The sequence below is a fragment of the Mesobacterium pallidum genome, from assembly GCF_019966535.1.
Classification (GTDB): domain Bacteria; phylum Pseudomonadota; class Alphaproteobacteria; order Rhodobacterales; family Rhodobacteraceae; genus Mesobacterium; species Mesobacterium pallidum.
In genome coordinates, this window is sequence record NZ_JAIMID010000005.1 from 80,535 (window position 1) to 95,648 (window position 15,114).

At 66.6% G+C, this 15,114-nt stretch carries 18 protein-coding genes; 3 read left to right on the top strand and 15 right to left on the bottom strand.

Annotated elements, in window-relative coordinates; genetic code table 11:
• Positions 1 to 25: 25 nt before the first annotated feature.
• Entirely contained in the window at positions 26 to 1,024 is a 999-nt protein-coding gene (locus MF270_RS09315) for an asparaginase (RefSeq protein WP_238365780.1), read from the top strand.
• Positions 1,025 to 1,074: 50 nt separating this feature from the next.
• Here MF270_RS09315 and MF270_RS09320 read toward each other — a convergent pair whose 3' ends face one another.
• The 4 genes from MF270_RS09320 to gpmI are packed head-to-tail and all read right to left on the bottom strand — an operon-like array spanning position 1,075 to position 5,482.
• Positions 1,075 to 1,455 (bottom strand): nuclear transport factor 2 family protein, encoded by a 381-nt coding sequence (locus tag MF270_RS09320; RefSeq protein ID WP_238365606.1) that lies wholly within the window; start codon positions 1,453 to 1,455, stop codon positions 1,075 to 1,077.
• Between the two features lie 48 nt (positions 1,456 to 1,503).
• Positions 1,504 to 2,835, bottom strand: a complete 1,332-nt coding sequence (locus MF270_RS09325; protein ID WP_238365607.1) for a S41 family peptidase — start codon at positions 2,833 to 2,835, stop codon at positions 1,504 to 1,506.
• A gap of 5 nt (positions 2,836 to 2,840) precedes the next feature.
• Entirely contained in the window at positions 2,841 to 3,965 is a 1,125-nt protein-coding gene (locus MF270_RS09330; RefSeq protein WP_238365608.1) for a murein hydrolase activator EnvC family protein, read from the bottom strand.
• Positions 3,962 to 5,482, bottom strand: coding sequence for a 2,3-bisphosphoglycerate-independent phosphoglycerate mutase (gene gpmI, locus MF270_RS09335; protein ID WP_238365609.1), 1,521 nt, complete (start codon positions 5,480 to 5,482; stop codon positions 3,962 to 3,964). Before gpmI ends, MF270_RS09330 begins: the two co-directional genes overlap by 4 nt.
• Before the next feature lie 221 nt (positions 5,483 to 5,703).
• Between gpmI and MF270_RS09340 the strand changes: the two genes are divergently transcribed.
• Complete coding sequence (locus MF270_RS09340; RefSeq protein ID WP_418887874.1) at positions 5,704 to 6,984, top strand: lytic murein transglycosylase; 1,281 nt, start codon at positions 5,704 to 5,706, stop codon at positions 6,982 to 6,984.
• A 115-nt stretch (positions 6,985 to 7,099) separates the two neighbouring features.
• Positions 7,100 to 7,471 carry a GFA family protein gene (locus MF270_RS09345; RefSeq protein WP_418887875.1) on the top strand — a complete coding sequence of 124 codons (372 nt, stop codon included), beginning with the start codon at positions 7,100 to 7,102 and terminating at the stop codon, positions 7,469 to 7,471.
• On the opposite strand, the gene MF270_RS09350 is transcribed toward MF270_RS09345, so the two are convergent.
• The 11 genes from MF270_RS09350 to MF270_RS09400 all read right to left on the bottom strand — a co-directional run bounded on the left by MF270_RS09350 (position 7,459) and on the right by MF270_RS09400 (position 15,080).
• Positions 7,459 to 7,842: a putative quinol monooxygenase gene (locus MF270_RS09350; RefSeq protein ID WP_238365611.1), complete on the bottom strand. Its 384-nt coding sequence runs from the start codon at positions 7,840 to 7,842 to the stop codon at positions 7,459 to 7,461. The two genes, MF270_RS09345 and MF270_RS09350, sit on opposite strands and share 13 nt — an antisense overlap.
• A complete protein-coding gene (locus tag MF270_RS09355; protein ID WP_238365612.1) occupies positions 7,839 to 8,516 on the bottom strand; it encodes a DUF1523 family protein in 678 nt (225 codons plus the stop codon). The genes MF270_RS09350 and MF270_RS09355 overlap by 4 nt, the downstream gene beginning before the upstream one ends.
• A gap of 10 nt (positions 8,517 to 8,526) precedes the next feature.
• Positions 8,527 to 8,802: a hypothetical protein gene (locus MF270_RS09360; RefSeq protein WP_238365613.1), complete on the bottom strand. Its 276-nt coding sequence runs from the start codon at positions 8,800 to 8,802 to the stop codon at positions 8,527 to 8,529.
• A gap of 3 nt (positions 8,803 to 8,805) precedes the next feature.
• Positions 8,806 to 10,191, bottom strand: coding sequence for a DUF6638 family protein (locus MF270_RS09365; RefSeq protein ID WP_238365614.1), 1,386 nt, complete (start codon positions 10,189 to 10,191; stop codon positions 8,806 to 8,808).
• Between the two features lie 17 nt (positions 10,192 to 10,208).
• Entirely contained in the window at positions 10,209 to 10,559 is a 351-nt protein-coding gene (locus tag MF270_RS09370; RefSeq protein ID WP_238365615.1) for a hypothetical protein, read from the bottom strand.
• A 123-nt stretch (positions 10,560 to 10,682) separates the two neighbouring features.
• Complete coding sequence (locus tag MF270_RS09375) at positions 10,683 to 11,015, bottom strand: hypothetical protein (RefSeq protein WP_238365616.1); 333 nt, start codon at positions 11,013 to 11,015, stop codon at positions 10,683 to 10,685.
• The gene (locus MF270_RS09380) at positions 11,012 to 11,323 is read right to left on the bottom strand and encodes a hypothetical protein (protein ID WP_238365617.1); all 312 of its coding nucleotides are present in this window, start codon (positions 11,321 to 11,323) and stop codon (positions 11,012 to 11,014) included. The genes MF270_RS09375 and MF270_RS09380 overlap by 4 nt, the downstream gene beginning before the upstream one ends.
• Complete coding sequence (locus MF270_RS09385) at positions 11,320 to 13,257, bottom strand: AAA family ATPase (RefSeq protein WP_238365618.1); 1,938 nt, start codon at positions 13,255 to 13,257, stop codon at positions 11,320 to 11,322. Before MF270_RS09385 ends, MF270_RS09380 begins: the two co-directional genes overlap by 4 nt.
• Before the next feature lie 22 nt (positions 13,258 to 13,279).
• Positions 13,280 to 13,603: a hypothetical protein gene (locus MF270_RS09390; protein ID WP_238365619.1), complete on the bottom strand. Its 324-nt coding sequence runs from the start codon at positions 13,601 to 13,603 to the stop codon at positions 13,280 to 13,282.
• Between the two features lie 71 nt (positions 13,604 to 13,674).
• A complete protein-coding gene (locus MF270_RS09395; RefSeq protein ID WP_238365620.1) occupies positions 13,675 to 14,796 on the bottom strand; it encodes a hypothetical protein in 1,122 nt (373 codons plus the stop codon).
• A gap of 2 nt (positions 14,797 to 14,798) precedes the next feature.
• The gene (locus tag MF270_RS09400; RefSeq protein ID WP_238365621.1) at positions 14,799 to 15,080 is read right to left on the bottom strand and encodes a hypothetical protein; all 282 of its coding nucleotides are present in this window, start codon (positions 15,078 to 15,080) and stop codon (positions 14,799 to 14,801) included.
• Between the last annotated feature and the right edge of the window lie 34 nt (positions 15,081 to 15,114).

Sequence of the window (15,114 nt, forward strand, 5' to 3'; positions counted from 1 at the left end):
TCGCCAAGTTTTGAAAGGATCCATGATGGTTGCTCCGGTTCCGATGGCCGAAATCTGGCGCGGCGACTTCCTGGAAAGCCTGCACCTGGGCCATGCGGTGATCTGCGATGACCGTGGCCGCGTGGTCGAGAGCTGGGGCGACCCGGCGGCGGTGATCCTGCCGCGTTCCTCGGTCAAGATGATCCAGGCGCTGCCGCTGGTCGCCTCGGGCGCCGCCGCCGCGCGCGGGTTGACGTCCGAGCAGCTGGCGCTGGCCTGTGCCTCGCACAACGGGGCCGAGATCCACACCACCCGCGTCGACGCCTGGCTGGCGCAGCTTGGCCTGAGCGAAGACGACCTGCGCTGCGGCCCGCAGATGCCCGACGACCGCCCGGCGCGCACGGCGATCATCAAGACCGACGCCTCCCCCTGCCAGTTGCACAACAATTGCTCGGGCAAGCATGCGGGCTTCCTGACCCTGGCGCAGCATCTCGGCGCCGGGCCCGAATATGTCGATCCGGACCACCCGGTGCAACTGGCCGCCCGCGACGCCTTCGAAGAGGTCACCGGCGCGCCCTCGCCCGGCTTCGGAATCGACGGCTGCTCGGCGCCGAATTTCGCCTGCACGATGGAGGGGCTGGGCCGCGCGATGGGCTGGTTCGCCGGCGCCGCGACGCGCGGCGGCACGCTGGACAAGGCCGGCGCCGCGCTGACCGATGCCATGCGCGCCCATCCCGACCTCGTCGCGGGCGAAACACGCGCCTGCACGGAACTGATGCGTGCCACGGGGGGCCGCGCCGCCATCAAGACCGGGGCCGAGGGTGTCTACACCGCCATCCTGCCCGACCAGAAGCTGGGCATCGCGCTCAAGATCGCGGACGGCACGACGCGGGCCAGCGAATGTGCCATCGCCGCGCTGCTGGTGCGTCTCGGCGCGCTCGACCCAGAGCACCCGGCCACCCGCCGCCGCATGAACGTCGAGTTGTTCAGCCGGCGCGGCATCCCTTGCGGCGCCATCCGCCCGGCAGCCGGCCTGCTGGCCTGACCCCCAGCCCTTTCATTATTCCATAAATACTCAAAGTCCGCCGGCGCGGCTCAGAACATCCCGTTGGGGTTTTCGGAATGCTCCGGCAGTGTCTGCAGCACGTCCCAATGTTCGACCACCTTGCCATCCGCATCCAGCCGGAAGATGTCGATGCCCGCGTAATCCGGCCCGCCCGGCCAGACCTGGTGGCAATGCAGCACGACCAGGTCACCTTCGGCGATCGCGCGCTTGACGATGACCCGCTTGCCGGGATGCTCGCGCGCCATCCGTTCGAAATAGTCGATGAACCCCTGTGTGCCCGTGGCCACGTGGGGATTGTGCTGGATGTATTCCGCGCCGACGTAAGCCTCGACCGCACCGCGCGGGTCGCACGCGTTGAACATGCGCTCGTAGAAGGCGATGACAGTCGCCTTGTTCCTCTCGAGGTCCATGGCGCCCCCTCCCCATGCAAAAAGGGCGGCCCGAAGGCCGCCCCCTGATCAGTTCTGTTCCAGCTTGCTGAGGCCCTGCAGCAGGTCCACCGCGTAGCTCAGCTGGAAATCCTCTTCGCGCAGCTGCGCGGCGGCCTCGGCCTCGGCGCGCTCTTCCTCGATCTGCCGGATCTCGTCCTCGGTCAGCGAATCGTTGTCGAGCGAGCCGCGCAGATCCGCCTCGGAGCGCAGCGGGCGGTTGCCGGTCTCTTCCTCTTGCTCGTCCTGGCGCACCTGCGGCTGGGCGACCACGATGTCCGGGCTCACGCCCAGCGCCTGGATCGACCGGCCCGAGGGCGTGTAGTAGCGCGCCGTGGTCAGGCGCATCGCGCCGTCGCCGCGCAGCGGCATCACGGTCTGGACCGAGCCCTTGCCGAAGGACTTGGTGCCCACGACCACGCCGCGGTGGTGATCCTGCAGCGCGCCGGCCACGATTTCCGAGGCCGAGGCCGAGCCGCCGTTGATCAGCACGACCAGCGGCTTGCCCTGCGCCAGGTCCCCGGGCGTCGCGTTGTAGCGGTCGCCATCCTCGGGGTTGCGGCCGCGGGTCGAGACGATCTCGCCCGATTCGAGGAAGGCGTCCGAGACCTTGATCGCCTGGGTCAGCAGCCCGCCCGGGTTGTTGCGCAGGTCAAGCACGAAGCCGGTGACGTTGTCGATGCCGCCTGCTGCCTCGATCTGTTCTTGGATGCCCGCCTCGAGGTTCGGGTAGGTCTGGTCGTTGAAGGTGGTGACCCGCAGCACGACCGCGTGGCTTTCGATCCGGGTGCGCACGGCGGTCAGCTTGATCGTGTCGCGGATGATCGACACGTCGAAGGGTTCGGCCTCGCCCTCGCGGACCACGGTGATGACGATTTCCGACCCGACCGGGCCGCGCATCATCTCGACCGCCTCGTCCAGCGTCAGGCCCAGGATCGATTCGCCATCCACATGGGTGATGAAATCGCCCGCCATGACGCCGGCCTCGTCTGCCGGGGTGCCGTCGATGGGCGACACGACCTTGACGAAGCCTTCCTCCTGCGTGACCTCGATGCCTAGGCCGCCGAATTCGCCCCGCGTCTGCACGCGCATGGCGGCGGCGTCATCGGGCGACAGGTAGCTGGAATGCGGGTCGAGCGAGGTGAGCATGCCGTCGATGGCCGCCTCGATCAGGTCGGCTTCGTCGACTTCTTCCACGTATTGCTGGCGAATCCGCTCGAAGATGTCGCCGAAGAGGTCGAGCTGTTCGTAGACCCCCATGGATTTCGCGTTTTCCTGCGCCAGCAACGGGCCGGCGATCTGCGTCGTGGCGATCACGCCAGCCAAGATGCCCCCGGTCGCGGCGAAGACGAATCTCTTCATGTGTCTCAATCCTTCACTGATCCGAACCAGAGGAGCGGGTCCACGGGTTCCTTGCCCTGCCTGACCTCTATGTAAAGCGTTTCCGGACGCTGGGCGCCACCCCCTTCACCCGGAGTTGACAGGATGGCACCGATTTGCGGGTCCTCGCCCCCCATCAGACCGACCGGAGAGCCCGCCGGCAGCACTTCGCCCGCCGCGCCATAAGTGGCGTCGAGCCCGGCGAGGACGAACATCAGCCCCGGCTGCGGTTCGAGGATGGTCACAAGGCCAAGGTCGAGCAGCGGCCCGGCATAGCGAATCGTCGCCGCCGTGGGGGTGGTGACCAGCGCACGGGGGCGGGTCGCCATGACGACGCCGGGCCGGGCGATGCCGGCGGCGTCCGCCTCGCCCGGCTTGCGCAGGATGGTGCCCTGCACCGGCCAGGGCAGGGGGCCGGTGTCGCGGTCGATCTGCGGCAGGGCCGCGGTTTCGCCTTCCTGCATCTGGGTCAGCCCGTCGGCAAAGCCCTGCAGCGTCTCGGTCGAGGCGATCAGCACGGCGACGCCGGCCGGGTCCTCGGTGAAGCGGCGCGGCAGGTCGGTGCGGTCGGCAATCGCCTGGCTCAGCGCGGTGCGCGCGTCCTGCACACCCGCGAGCCCGTCGCGCAGCCGCTGCGCCGCGTCCTCCTGCAGCAGCCGCAGGGTCGACACCTCGTCAAGGTCGGCTTTCAGCGCCTGCGCCTGGGCCTGCAGCGCCGGGGTCACGTCGGCCAGAAGCATCCCGGCCCGCGCCGTGCCCATCGGCCCCGAGGGGTGCAGCAGCAGCGTCGGCCCCTCGCTGCGCCCGATGGCCTGCAACACGCCCAGCAGCCGGGCGATGTCTTCCTTTTGCGCGCCCAGCTTGCGCGACAGGGCCTGTTCGCGGATCGTGACTGCCCGCAACCCGTCGCGCATCGCCTCGAGCCCCGCCTCGTAGGCCTGCACCGTGTCGGTCAGCGCGGCCACCCGGTCGCGGCGGTCGTCGGCCGCATCAAGGCCCAGCGCGGCCTGTTCCAGCATCTCGGCCGCGCGCCGCGCCGCATCGGCGGGGGCGTTCTGGGCCGTCGCGGGGCCGGCCAGCGTCAGGGCAAGGACGGCGGCGCGCAGGATCACGACAGCAGGCTTTCCCCGGTCATTTCCTCGGGCTGGTCGAGCTGCATCAGCGCCAGCAGCGTTGGCGCAAGATCCGCGAGCCGCCCGCCGTCGCGCAGGCTGGCGCCCTCGGGCCCCCCGACCAGGATCACCGGGACCGGGTTGGTCGTATGGGCGGTATGCGGGCCGTTGGTCTTGTCGTCCCACATGGTTTCGCAATTGCCGTGGTCGGCGGTGACGATCATCGCCCCGCCCGCCGCCTCGAGCGCCTCCAGCACCTGGCCCAGCCCCTCGTCCACCGCCTCGCAGGCGGCGATGGCGGCGTTCAGGTCGCCCGTGTGGCCCACCATGTCCGGGTTGGCAAAGTTGCACACGATCAGGTCGTAGCCCTCGCGGATCGCGCCGACGAAATGCTCGGTCACTTCACCTGCCGACATTTCGGGTTGCAGGTCATAGGTCGCGACCTTGGGCGAGGCGGCCATGTAGCGGTCTTCTCCGGCCTCGGGTGTTTCCTTGCCGCCGTTCAGGAAGAAGGTGACATGGGGGTATTTCTCGGTCTCGGCAATGTGGAACTGCCGCAGACCCTTGGCCGCAACCCAATGGGCCAGCGTGTTGGCGATCTCGCGCTTGGGATAGCAGGTGTGCATGTAGTCGTTGTGATCGTCGCTGTATTCGACCATCCCCAGAAGCGAGGCCCACTTGGGCCGCGTGCCGGTGTCGAATTCGGCGAACTCCGGCTCTCCGATCGCGCGCAGGATCTCGCGGGCGCGGTCGCCGCGGAAGTTGAGGCAGAAGAAGCCGTCGCCGTCCTTGGCACCCTTGTAATCGCCGATCACCGTGGCGGGCAGGAATTCGTCGGTCTTGTCCGCGCCGTAGCCGCGCCGCACGGCGGTGGCGCTGTCGGGGGCCAGGTTACCTTCGCCCAGGATCATGGCGTCATAGGCTTTCTCCACCCGCTCCCAGCGGTTGTCGCGGTCCATGGCATAGTAACGGCCCGTGACCGTGGCGACCGAGGCGCCTTTGGGCAGACGGCTCTCCAGCGTCTCGAGGAAGCCGTCGGCGGATTTCGGCGCCACGTCGCGGCCGTCGGTCACGGCATGGAGCACGCAGCGCACGCCCGCGTCGGTCACGGCCCTGGCCGCCGCGAGGACATGTTCGATATGGCCATGCACGCCGCCATCGGACACCACCCCCATCAGGTGCGCCGTCCCGCCGCTGGCCTTGAGCCGCTTCAGGAATGCCTGCAGCGCGTCGTTCTTGGCGAATGACCCATCCTCGACCGCCAGGTCGATCTGGCCAAGGTCCATGGCGACAACCCGGCCGGCGCCGATGTTCATGTGCCCGACCTCGGAATTGCCCATCTGCCCGGCGGGCAGGCCCACGTCACGGCCATGGGTTATCAGCGTGCTGGTCGGGCAGGTCTGCCAGATGCGGTCGAAATTCGGCGTCCTGGCCAGCGCGGGGGCATTGTGGTCGGTCGCTTCCCGCAGGCCCCAGCCATCGAGGATACACAGAACGACGGGTTTCGGCGCGGTCATGGGCTCGTCCTCTTGTCGGCCATTGATCTGCGCGTTCTAGCGCGGCGCGGCCCCGGGGTGAACCGGATACAGCGGGGATGCGCCGATCAAGCGCAATTTCCGGCTTCTGCGCCAGCCGGGCGCGAGCTTCCGCCCGTCCGGGCGCTATTCAAGCGCCGCGCTTTGCGGATCGCGGGAATCGCGGTAGCATCCAGACAACGAGAACCCGAGCAGGTCCGATCATGACACCCCGCATCCTGGCCACGACGCTGTGCCTTGCCCTTTTGTCCGGCCCCACATGGGCCGAGGCACCGACGATCTCCCTTCGGCCCGATCACCGGCCGGAAGGGCTGGTGATCAATGTCCAGCAGGTGTCGACCATGTCCCAGACCAAGACGACCGCCGGTCTGCGCCGCTGGCTGACCGAGTTCCGCGAGACTGCGCAGGCCGAGGGGATCGATGCGGGCCTCTACGACCGGGCCGTGGCCGGGCTCAGCTACGACGAGAAGGTCGTCAGCCGCGACCGCAACCAGTCGGAATTCACCAAGACGATCTGGGATTACCTCGACACGGCGGTGTCGGACCTGCGGGTCCAGAACGGCCGGGACGCGCTGGCCAGGCAGCGCAAGACGCTCGAGGCGATCGAGGCGCGCTATGGCGTGCCGAAAGAGATCGTGACCGCGATCTGGGGGCTGGAAAGCGCCTATGGCAGCTTTCGCGGTGGCGACGACACGCTGCAATCGCTGGCCACGCTCGCCTATGACGGGCGGCGGGCCGCGTTCTTCGAGGGCGAGCTGCTGGCCGCGCTCACCATCCTGAACGCGGGCGACACCACGCCCGAAAACCTTCGCGGCAGCTGGGCCGGGGCGATGGGGCATACGCAGTTCATGCCCTCGAGCTTCCTGCGCCACGCGGTCGACTGGACCGGCGACGGCCGCCGCGACATCTGGGGCGAGGACCCGGCCGATGCGCTGGCCTCGACCGCCGCCTATCTCAAGAAGAACGGATGGCAGACCGGCGTGCCCTGGGGCGTCGAGGTGACCTTGCCCGACGGCTTCGACTATGCCGCGGCCCGGCGCGACAACCGCCGGATGCCGTCCGACTGGGCCGCAGAGGGCGTGCTGGGCGTGGATGGCAAGCCGGTGCCGAACCATGGCCCCGCCTCGGTGCTGCTGCCGGCAGGGCACCTGGGCGTGGCCTTCCTGGTCTTCGACAATTTCAAGGTGCTGGAAAGCTACAACACTGCCGATGCCTATGTGATCGGCGTCGGCCACCTGGCCGACCGGATCGCCGGCGGCGCGCCGTTCAAGCATGGCTGGCCGCGCGAGGACCGGGTGCTGACGCTCGATGAACGGCTCGAGTTGCAGCGGCGGCTCACTGAGGCGGGTTTCGACACCGAGAAGATCGACGGCAAGATCGGGCCGCTGACCATCGGGGCTGTGCGTCAGTTCCAGCAATCCATCGGCTGGGTGCCGGATGGCTATGCCTCGCTGCGGGTGCTGACGCGACTGCGCGAGGGCTGAGTGACGGGTGTCGGAATGGGGGTTTTGCACCCCGTCGCCATTGTCTCTCGGACCAATGACGCGCGACTGGCGACCCGCGCAGAGTATTTTCGGAATAATGAAAGGGAATGGCCGCGTGTTGAAAGGTCGGTGCAATTGCGGAGCAGTGTCGTTCATTGTCGAAGGCGATGTGCAGGGCGCCTCGGTCTGTCATTGCAGCCAGTGCCGGCGGCAAAGCGGGCATACCTGGGCTTCGGCCCATGCGCCGGTGAGCGCGGTCAAGATCAGCGGCGCGCCACGGTGGTATCACACCTCCGAAACCGCGCGGCGCGGCTTTTGCACCACCTGCGGGTCGTTCCTGTTCTGGAAGGCGCATGACGAGGACAGGATGAGCTTTGCCCTCGGCGCGCTCGAGGCGCCCACCGGAATCACGCTGGAAAAGCACATTTTTACCGCCGACAAGGGCGATTACTACGAGATCGCCGACGGCGTGCCTCAGCGACCCTGACGGAGGAAGCCCGCCACCGGGGCGTAGCCGGCCGTCACCCGCGCCGTCAGGGTCGAGCCGTCGATCCAGGCACGGATCGCGGGGGTCACCGCGCCAAGGAAGGTGATCTCGTCCAGCCGGGCAGCGGCGTGCAGCGCCGTCATCTCGGGCCAGCCCATGGCGATGTCGTGATGGCCCAGCCAGGCCGCGTCATCGGCATAGTCGATGACCGCCCGCGCTTCACCGCGCTCGGGATCGAGGAAGAACCGGTAGCCAAGAACGCCCGGGTGACCTTCGGCCTCGACCCGTGTCGCGAGAGCGGTGATCGCCGCGCGGAACGCCTCCGCCGTCCCAAGCAGCGCGTAGCGGTTGAGAACCGTCAGCCCGATCACTTCGCCCGCCAGGTCCCCAGCCAGCGCGAGAAACGGCCGCGGCGTTCGGCCACCCCGGCCTCGACCTCGTCCATCCGGTCGCTGGCGCGTTCCAGCATCGGGTCCATCGTGCGTTCGCGGAACTGTAGCCAGGCCGCCCGGAGAAAGGCGATGGCCGCGGCGAGGAAGATGAAGAAGCCGATGTTGAACCACGGGATGATCGTCACGTCCGGCCCGTCGATCGGGCGTACGCCGATGGCGTTCGGGTAGATCGTGAAGAGCCGGTTGCGCCAGCCGTAATGGGTGATGACCACCCATTGTTCCTGCCCCGGGGCCGAGATGTTGGCCGAGGCCTGGGCCTGCAGATCCGAGCTGTCGAACTTGAAATAGGGCGGCCAGATCCAGCCCGTATCCTCGTTGCGGAAGACCATCACCCGTTCGCTGTCGCGCTGGATGAATCCCAGCAGCCAGGTCTTTTTCTTGACCGTGTTGATGAGCCGCATGTCGCGGGTCGACAGCTCTGACGTGCCGCTGTCGGACTGGGCAAAGAAGATGCGGTTCACGCCCGAGAAATCCATCCGGATCACCTCGGTCGAGGTGATGCGCGCCACGTCGTGCTGTGGCAGGGCGTAGTGCAGCAGCACGCCGAAGGCCAGGATCAGCAGCAGGCGAAGGACGGATTTCACGCGGGACATATCGAATTCCTCAATTGGTATTCGTCAGATAGTAGATCACGGCCATGGCGACCAGAGGCACGACGTAAACCAGCCAGATCAGTTTCTTGCGAAAGCCAGAATGGTAGGTCTCCATGCCTTCTTTCACAAACACACGCCGGGCCGACAGGTCCTGGCTGTCCGGGTTCTCGGCGTGCCAGAGCTTTTCCAGCTTTTCCCGCCGCACGGAGGCGGAATAAAGCGAGATCGCCCAGTAGATGACCGACAGCCCGACCACCGCGACAACGAACATTTGCAGGAACCGCATCACCTACCTCCTGACCGCGCCCCAGGGACCGACGCGGGCGATCATGTCTTCGACCGGCGCGGGCTTGGCCTGGGACCGCCCCGCCCAGGGCCCCGAGGGCCGGGGCTTGGGCTCTTCCATCGGGGCGTCATGGCCGAAAAGCCGCGCCCGTGTCCCCATCTTGTCAGCCATGTACTCGCGGTCAAGGAAATCGACCACGTAGCTTTTCTTGGCCTCGGTCCAGCGCGAATAAAGGCCGTAGAACAGCTCCTTGTGGCAGATGAAGAGCTGGCGGATGTCCTTGGGGCAAAGCTCGGCCAGCAGCATGTTGACGAGGTCGCGATCCGGGTGATCGGCCGAGCGCAGGGTGTAGAAATAGGCCGGATGGTCCGACGAGATGCGCGGCCACTGGCCCGACCCTTCGGCCCAGCGCAAGAGGTCGGCGAGGGCGTGGAACTCCTCGGGCAACCGCGCGGCATGGGTGCGCGCGAGGGCGCGGATGTCGCGGCGGGTGGCGCCCGAAAGGTCGATGCCGGCGTCCTGCGCCGCGTCCACCACGATGAAATCCATCTTCTGTTGCAGGATGCCCGCCGCGTCGATGCCGCGCGCCTTGACGATGGGCTCGACCAGGCCGTTCAGCTCGAAGAACTTGGCGATCCGGTTCCGTTCGGTGAAATCGAAGTGGAATTTCACCGGCATCGGGCCAAGCCCGGCCTTGGGCGCGGCCGAGATCACCGCCGGATGCTCGAGGCTTCGGAAGAGGTAGAGCCCGCCGAAATGCGCCGTCCAGAAATTGCCCTGCTCGAACTCCATCTTGGGCAGGCGCACCGGGTTGCGCATCACGTCGCCGGTTTCCCTGGCGACGCCGATCATGTCGGCGATCAGCACGTCATCGAACCAGGCGTCCTCTTCGTCCATGAAGCGGTCGACCAGGCCCTTGAGCTTTTCCGCCTTGCGCACGGTGCCTTTCGTGGTGTCCGCCTCGATCACGATGCGGCGGATGTCGAAGAGACGCGCGGGGCTGTCGGCCACGTAGATCGAATTGACCAGCTCGCCCGCCACGGCATCGGTGGCGGTCAGGGCGAAAAGCTGCGGTTCGTTCTCTTCGATGAAGTGGCGCAGGATCGACCGGCTGGTCGAGAACTTGGCGTTCAGCAGCGGGGCGGATTTCTGTTCGGTCGTCAGCAGGATGAACTGCCGGTTCACGCCTGCGTGGTTGAGGTAGAGCGGATCATCGAGCTCATCCCCGATCTCGGGCGAAAAGCCGGAGATGTCGATGTGGAAATCGCTCAGCTGCGTCTGCTTGCCGGTCAGGTGCATGAGCGCGCGGTTGTAGCGGTCGATCAGCGCGGGCGAGGTGACCGGGATCAGGTTGCCGAACATGAGGCCGCGTTGGATGAGGCGTTTCATTGGGTACTCATTCCCTATTAATCAGTAAGGCCCGATCCGTGGATCGAGCAATATCCCTCATCCGCAACGAGCCACTCATGAAGTTCTAGTCTTGTTTGGCCATCGACAGAGTTCTTGCACCGAGTACCTTTTGTAGTCTTCGCAGAGCAGTACACCGCGCCACCCGCTGCCATCCATTCAAGATATGCGCCCTTGGTGACTCCTCGAGAACGTGCAAACCAAAGTATCGGATCATCCACAAATTCTTGCAGGTCCTCGACGCTCAGGTCGAAGCTTATTCCGCCCCAAGGAGCATTAACTCCAGCCAAGAAGCCAACACCCGCGTTTGAAAGAGTTTCCAGGGTCTCAATGTCGAGTTTTTGTTTCATAGCTCACCTTCACATCTAGAGACACCTGAATGCTCACACTCGCCGAAGCTCACGAACCTTTGGATACAAGTGGTGCCAACTACGGAAAAAGTCCTAAGGCGCAAATTTCCTTCCGAACGGGTCTCACCACACCCCCTCCTTCCACCGCCGAGGCAGGTAGCTCACCGTCAGCACCAGCACCGGGCCCCAGATCACCGCCGATTGCAGCCCCAGCCGCAGGAAGTAGCCGGCCGAGGCGCCGGGGCGCGCGCCGAAGACGCGCAGCATGGCCGGGGCGGCATGGGCATAGGCCCAAAGGAAATAGCCCGCCGCCACCGCGACCAGCACCAGGCCAGAGAGCAGCCCGTTCAGCACCAGCCCCCGCCCCGTCTCGGGCATCCAGCGCAAAAGCCCATGCGGCAACGCGAAGGCCAGCGCCATCAGCGCCAGCGTGGGAAGAGCCAAGCCCGTGATCACGCGGATTCGTCCCCCCGCCGCTCGATCCGGCTGCGCATGCCCACGGCGAACCCGGTAGCCATCGCGCCCAGCCAGATCGCGACCATGGCGTAGCGCGAGGTCAGGACCGAATTGTCGAGCGCCGCAGCCCAGCCCGGCCGTCCGGGCCCCGAGGGCACCTGACCCATGGTCGCCGTCCAGATCAACGGCAGCGCCAGCACGACAAAGATCAACCCGACCAGCCCGTAAAGCGGCCTCAGGTGCATCCCCAGCAGCAGGCTCAGCAGGAACGGCAGGGTGACGACACAGACCAGGATGAGAAGGCTCATGATTTGCTCTCGAGGTAACGGCGTTTGGCTTCTTCCTGCCGGCCGAAGTCGCGGACCATCTCGGCGATGGCGGCTTCGTCCGACTTGTCGGCATAACGGAATTCGCTGTCGGCGTAGCGGTTGATCTCCTGGATCACCATCTCGGTGGTGATCGGCACGCGCAGGTCCTCGATCATCGCGGTCTTGGTTGCGTAGTCGCGGAACAGGAACAGCTCGGGGTTTTCCATCCATTCGTCGGGCAGTTCGAAATCCATGGCGCGGACCTTGACCGCGTCGGTGATGTTCTTGATCGCCCGGCCGGTGAAGCGTTCGTCCGCCTCCTGGATCGCCTTGAGATAGGTGCCGAGCTTGGCGATCGTGTCGAGCTCTCCGACCGAGGCATGCACGCGGTCGAAAACCTCGAGCAGCCCCGGCTCATGTGGTTTCGAGTGGGATTCGAACGACTTGGCGACGGCCCGCTTGATTTCCTGCGCCGAGAAGAGCTCATGGGCGCCCATCGGGATGTCGTGCTTCTTGCCCATCAAGAGGGCCAGGATGTCGATGTAATCCTCGCGCGTTTGCGGCCCGTCGACCAGGAACCGGGCGCCTGCCCGCTGGCGCAGGGCGTCGTCCACGTTCTCGGGGTAGTTCGAGAACATGCCGAAGGTGCAATTGCCGCGCACGACCGTGTTGGCGCCGGCAAAGCTTTCCATCAGCACGGCGGTGATCTCGAGCTGGCCCGCGCTCGACTGCCGGTCGCCGCGCTTGCCCGCCAGCTGGTCGATGTCGTCGATCGTTCCAAAGCCGATGACACCGGGGTCGATGATGCTGTTGATGAAGGCCTTGGCATTCTGCCCGGACTTGCCCTGGTAGCTGTCGATATTGTCGGTGCTGAGGTTCTGGTAGCGGAAGGTATAGCCCGCCACGCCGCAGTATTCGTTGATCAACCCGGCCATCATCTGGATCAGCGTGGTCTTGCCCGTGCCCGGCTTGCCATCGCCCATGAAGGTGAAGATGAACCCGCCGAGTTCCGCGAACGGGTTCAGCCGCCGGTCGAAATCATAGGCCATGAGCATCTTGCTGAGCCGCAGCGCCTGGTACTTGGCGATGTGGTTGCCGACCACCTCGTGTGGCTTCTTGAAGGTCATGGTCAGCGTGCTGCCCTTGCCCTTCCGCGCGGGGGTAAAGCCGCGCAGGGTCAGGTCGTCCGCCTCGACCCGGTAGGAGGCCTTGGCAAAGCCTTCCAGCCGCCCGGCCGACTGGGCGCGCAGGGCGACCTTCTCCATCAGCTGCTCGGCAAAGGCGCAGACCGTCGCGACCAGCCGCGCGTCGTCGGTGGCGAGGGCCGCGAGGTCCTGGTCCAGCTCCCACAGCAGGCCGTGGAGGGCGAGCTGGGCGTTCTCGGTCAGCACTTCCTCGACCTCGCCGACCTCGACCGAAACCTCGGAAAGATGCGGGGCCAGCAGGAAGGCGGCGGCATTGGCGAAGACATGGGCGACGGCCAGCGCCTCGGCCGTCAGCAGCTCCGAGAACTCGGCCTTGCGGTCGCCCGGCAGCGCACCGGCGAGGTTCTGGCGTTTCAGCTCCGAAAGCCCCGAGCTGTCGGCATAAAGCTCCCCCACCGCCAGCGCGATGGCCAGCGCCCGGCGCAGCCCGTGCATGACATTGGCCTGCGCGGGGCTGACCAGCGGGTCATCGCCGTCCGATGCCTCGATCCGCGCGATCAGGTGCACGCCCTCGGGCCGCGCGGTGGACCGCGTCACCAGCCCCGGCGTGGTCGACCGGAACCGCCGCGTCCGCGCGATGCCCGGGCTCCGCTCCGGCGCCGCCGCAGGCTCCCGCCCCTTGGCGATGCGCGGCGTATGGTCGAACCCGTCCAATAGCGCCACGGCCGCATCGTAATGCTTTGCGATGTCTTCCTCGCGCAGTTCCATCTGGTCGGCTGTCAGGCTCATTCAATCGCTCCGTTCACTGTCTTCACCGCCCCGCCACGAAATAGTTGGCCTGCCGGGCGGTGATGCGTCCGGCAGGGTCCAGTTGCATGCAGACCCAGCGCGCGCCCTCCGCGCCTGTCATGGACAGTGGGTAGCGGACCCGCGTGGTCAGGCACCGGTCCCAGGACCATTCCGGCTGTTGCGGCCCCATCGAGGGCCGCGTCTCGGCATAGCCCTGCCGCAGCAGCACCTCGCGCACCCCGGCGTATTCGCCGCCCACCGCCGCGACGCTTTCCAACCGGGCGACATGGACGGATTCCTCCACCTGCCCCGAGCAGGCAGACAGCAGGACCAGGGCGAAGGCCAACGCACCAAGCCGCCCCCCTTTCATTATTCCAGAAATACTCCCGCCGGAGGCCTCAGATCTCATGCCCGCCCTCAATAACTCAGCACCCGGCCCGCCGGGCTGACCACGAACTTCCGCACCGACGCGAATCCCGGAGGGTTCTTTTCCGCCAGCACCTGAAAGGGCCTTTGCGGCAGGATGATGGCCCGCTCCATCCGCGTGGCCCCGGTGTCCACCCCGCGCCCCGAGAAGGGGTCAAGCGCGAAGACCTCGCGCTCCACCGTCGAAAACCAGCCGGCGCGTTCCTCGACCACCCGTTCGCTTTCCAGCTCCTCGACCGTCCAGGCCAGCGCCCAGTCCTGACCCTGGGGCGAGTTCGCCTCGGCCAGTACGTCGCGCAGGGGGCCGTGCTGGCGGGTGTAGGCGTGGGAATACATTGGGCCGATATGGAAACGTTTCAGCCGCTTGGGGTGCAGGTCGTGGAACGCCTCGTCAAAGCCCTTGGCGATGGTCAGCAGCTTGAGCTCGCCCAACGATTGCGCATTCAGATGCATCTGCGCCTCGGGCCAGCGGCGGCCATCCTGCGGCAGGGCGATGCGGCCGGTGTCCTCCAGCTCCATCACGTAGACCGTGGGTAGGTTCAGCTGGGTGTCGTAGACCGCCCAGTCCAGCAGGTAGCGCCGCCGCTCACCGTCGTTTCTCAGCCATTCGATCCGCGGATGGTTCTGGACCCAGAAGAGGTCCCCCTTGACCAGCTCCTCGTAGTAGAGCCGCTGCGACAGGGCGAATTGCAGCCGCGTCGGCACCTCGCAATCGCTGACGATCTTGCGGACCATCTGTTCCTTCAGCGCCTGGGCCGAGGGCATGCCCGAAAGGTGCGTGTCGACCTGCGCGGCGTCATTGGCCATGGTCATGATCTCGGCCGCGACCGGAAAGCCGCTTTCCACCGTATCCATGCTGAGCGAGCCAAAGAACTTGCCCACCTCGCGCCCGACCATGAGGTATTTCATCGACAGCGCCTTGAAGGTGAAGGTCAGCCGCGCGACGTGGCGGGTCAGCACCTTGACCTCTTCTCGGCTCAGGCGCCCCTCGGCCTCCATCACCCCGGCGACGCGGGCAAGATGGGCGGTGATCGCCTCCCACTTGGCAAAGTAGCGGCGGCTGGCGAAGGTATCCGTCAGGCCCGCGTGTTCATGTGTCGGGTCGATGTCCATTCCTATCCGTCCTGCCCCGCGGGGCAGCCTTCGCAGTCTTGTGCCGGGTTCAGCCGGTGCCAGAGCCCCGCCACGACCCGGGCACAAAGCCGCAGCCCGATCAGCAGTGTCCCGGCGAACAGCCCCGTCAGAACCAGCCAGTCGAGCGCGCCGAAGATCCGGGCCATCAACCCGTCCGACAGCTCCGGGTGACCGGCCAGCCAGCGCAGGGCAAGGCCGAAGCCCATCAAGAGACCGATAGCCTTAAGCTTCCAGCCAGCCCCCGATGCCACGTCTGTCGTCATGGCCCACGCCCGCCCGGTGCGACAATTCTTTGAA

Excerpts from the sequence above, each read along its gene's own strand:
- MF270_RS09325 (WP_238365607.1), bottom strand. The coding sequence starts at position 2,835 with ATGAAGAGATTCGTCTTCGCCGCGACCGGGGGCATCTTGGCTGGCGTG.
- MF270_RS09355 (WP_238365612.1), bottom strand. The coding sequence starts at position 8,516 with ATGTCCCGCGTGAAATCCGTCCTTCGCCTGCTGCTGATCCTGGCCTTC.
- MF270_RS09365 (WP_238365614.1), bottom strand. The coding sequence starts at position 10,191 with ATGAAACGCCTCATCCAACGCGGCCTCATGTTCGGCAACCTGATCCCG.
- MF270_RS09340 (WP_418887874.1), top strand. The coding sequence starts at position 5,704 with ATGACACCCCGCATCCTGGCCACGACGCTGTGCCTTGCCCTTTTGTCC.
- MF270_RS09360 (WP_238365613.1), bottom strand. The coding sequence starts at position 8,802 with ATGCGGTTCCTGCAAATGTTCGTTGTCGCGGTGGTCGGGCTGTCGGTC.
- MF270_RS09395 (WP_238365620.1), bottom strand. The coding sequence starts at position 14,796 with ATGGACATCGACCCGACACATGAACACGCGGGCCTGACGGATACCTTC.
- MF270_RS09400 (WP_238365621.1), bottom strand. The coding sequence starts at position 15,080 with ATGACGACAGACGTGGCATCGGGGGCTGGCTGGAAGCTTAAGGCTATC.
- MF270_RS09385 (WP_238365618.1), bottom strand. The coding sequence starts at position 13,257 with ATGAGCCTGACAGCCGACCAGATGGAACTGCGCGAGGAAGACATCGCA.
- MF270_RS09370 (WP_238365615.1), bottom strand. The coding sequence starts at position 10,559 with ATGAAACAAAAACTCGACATTGAGACCCTGGAAACTCTTTCAAACGCG.
- MF270_RS09315 (WP_238365780.1), top strand. The coding sequence starts at position 26 with ATGGTTGCTCCGGTTCCGATGGCCGAAATCTGGCGCGGCGACTTCCTG.
- MF270_RS09320 (WP_238365606.1), bottom strand. The coding sequence starts at position 1,455 with ATGGACCTCGAGAGGAACAAGGCGACTGTCATCGCCTTCTACGAGCGC.
- gpmI (WP_238365609.1), bottom strand. The coding sequence starts at position 5,482 with ATGACCGCGCCGAAACCCGTCGTTCTGTGTATCCTCGATGGCTGGGGC.
- MF270_RS09380 (WP_238365617.1), bottom strand. The coding sequence starts at position 11,323 with ATGAGCCTTCTCATCCTGGTCTGTGTCGTCACCCTGCCGTTCCTGCTG.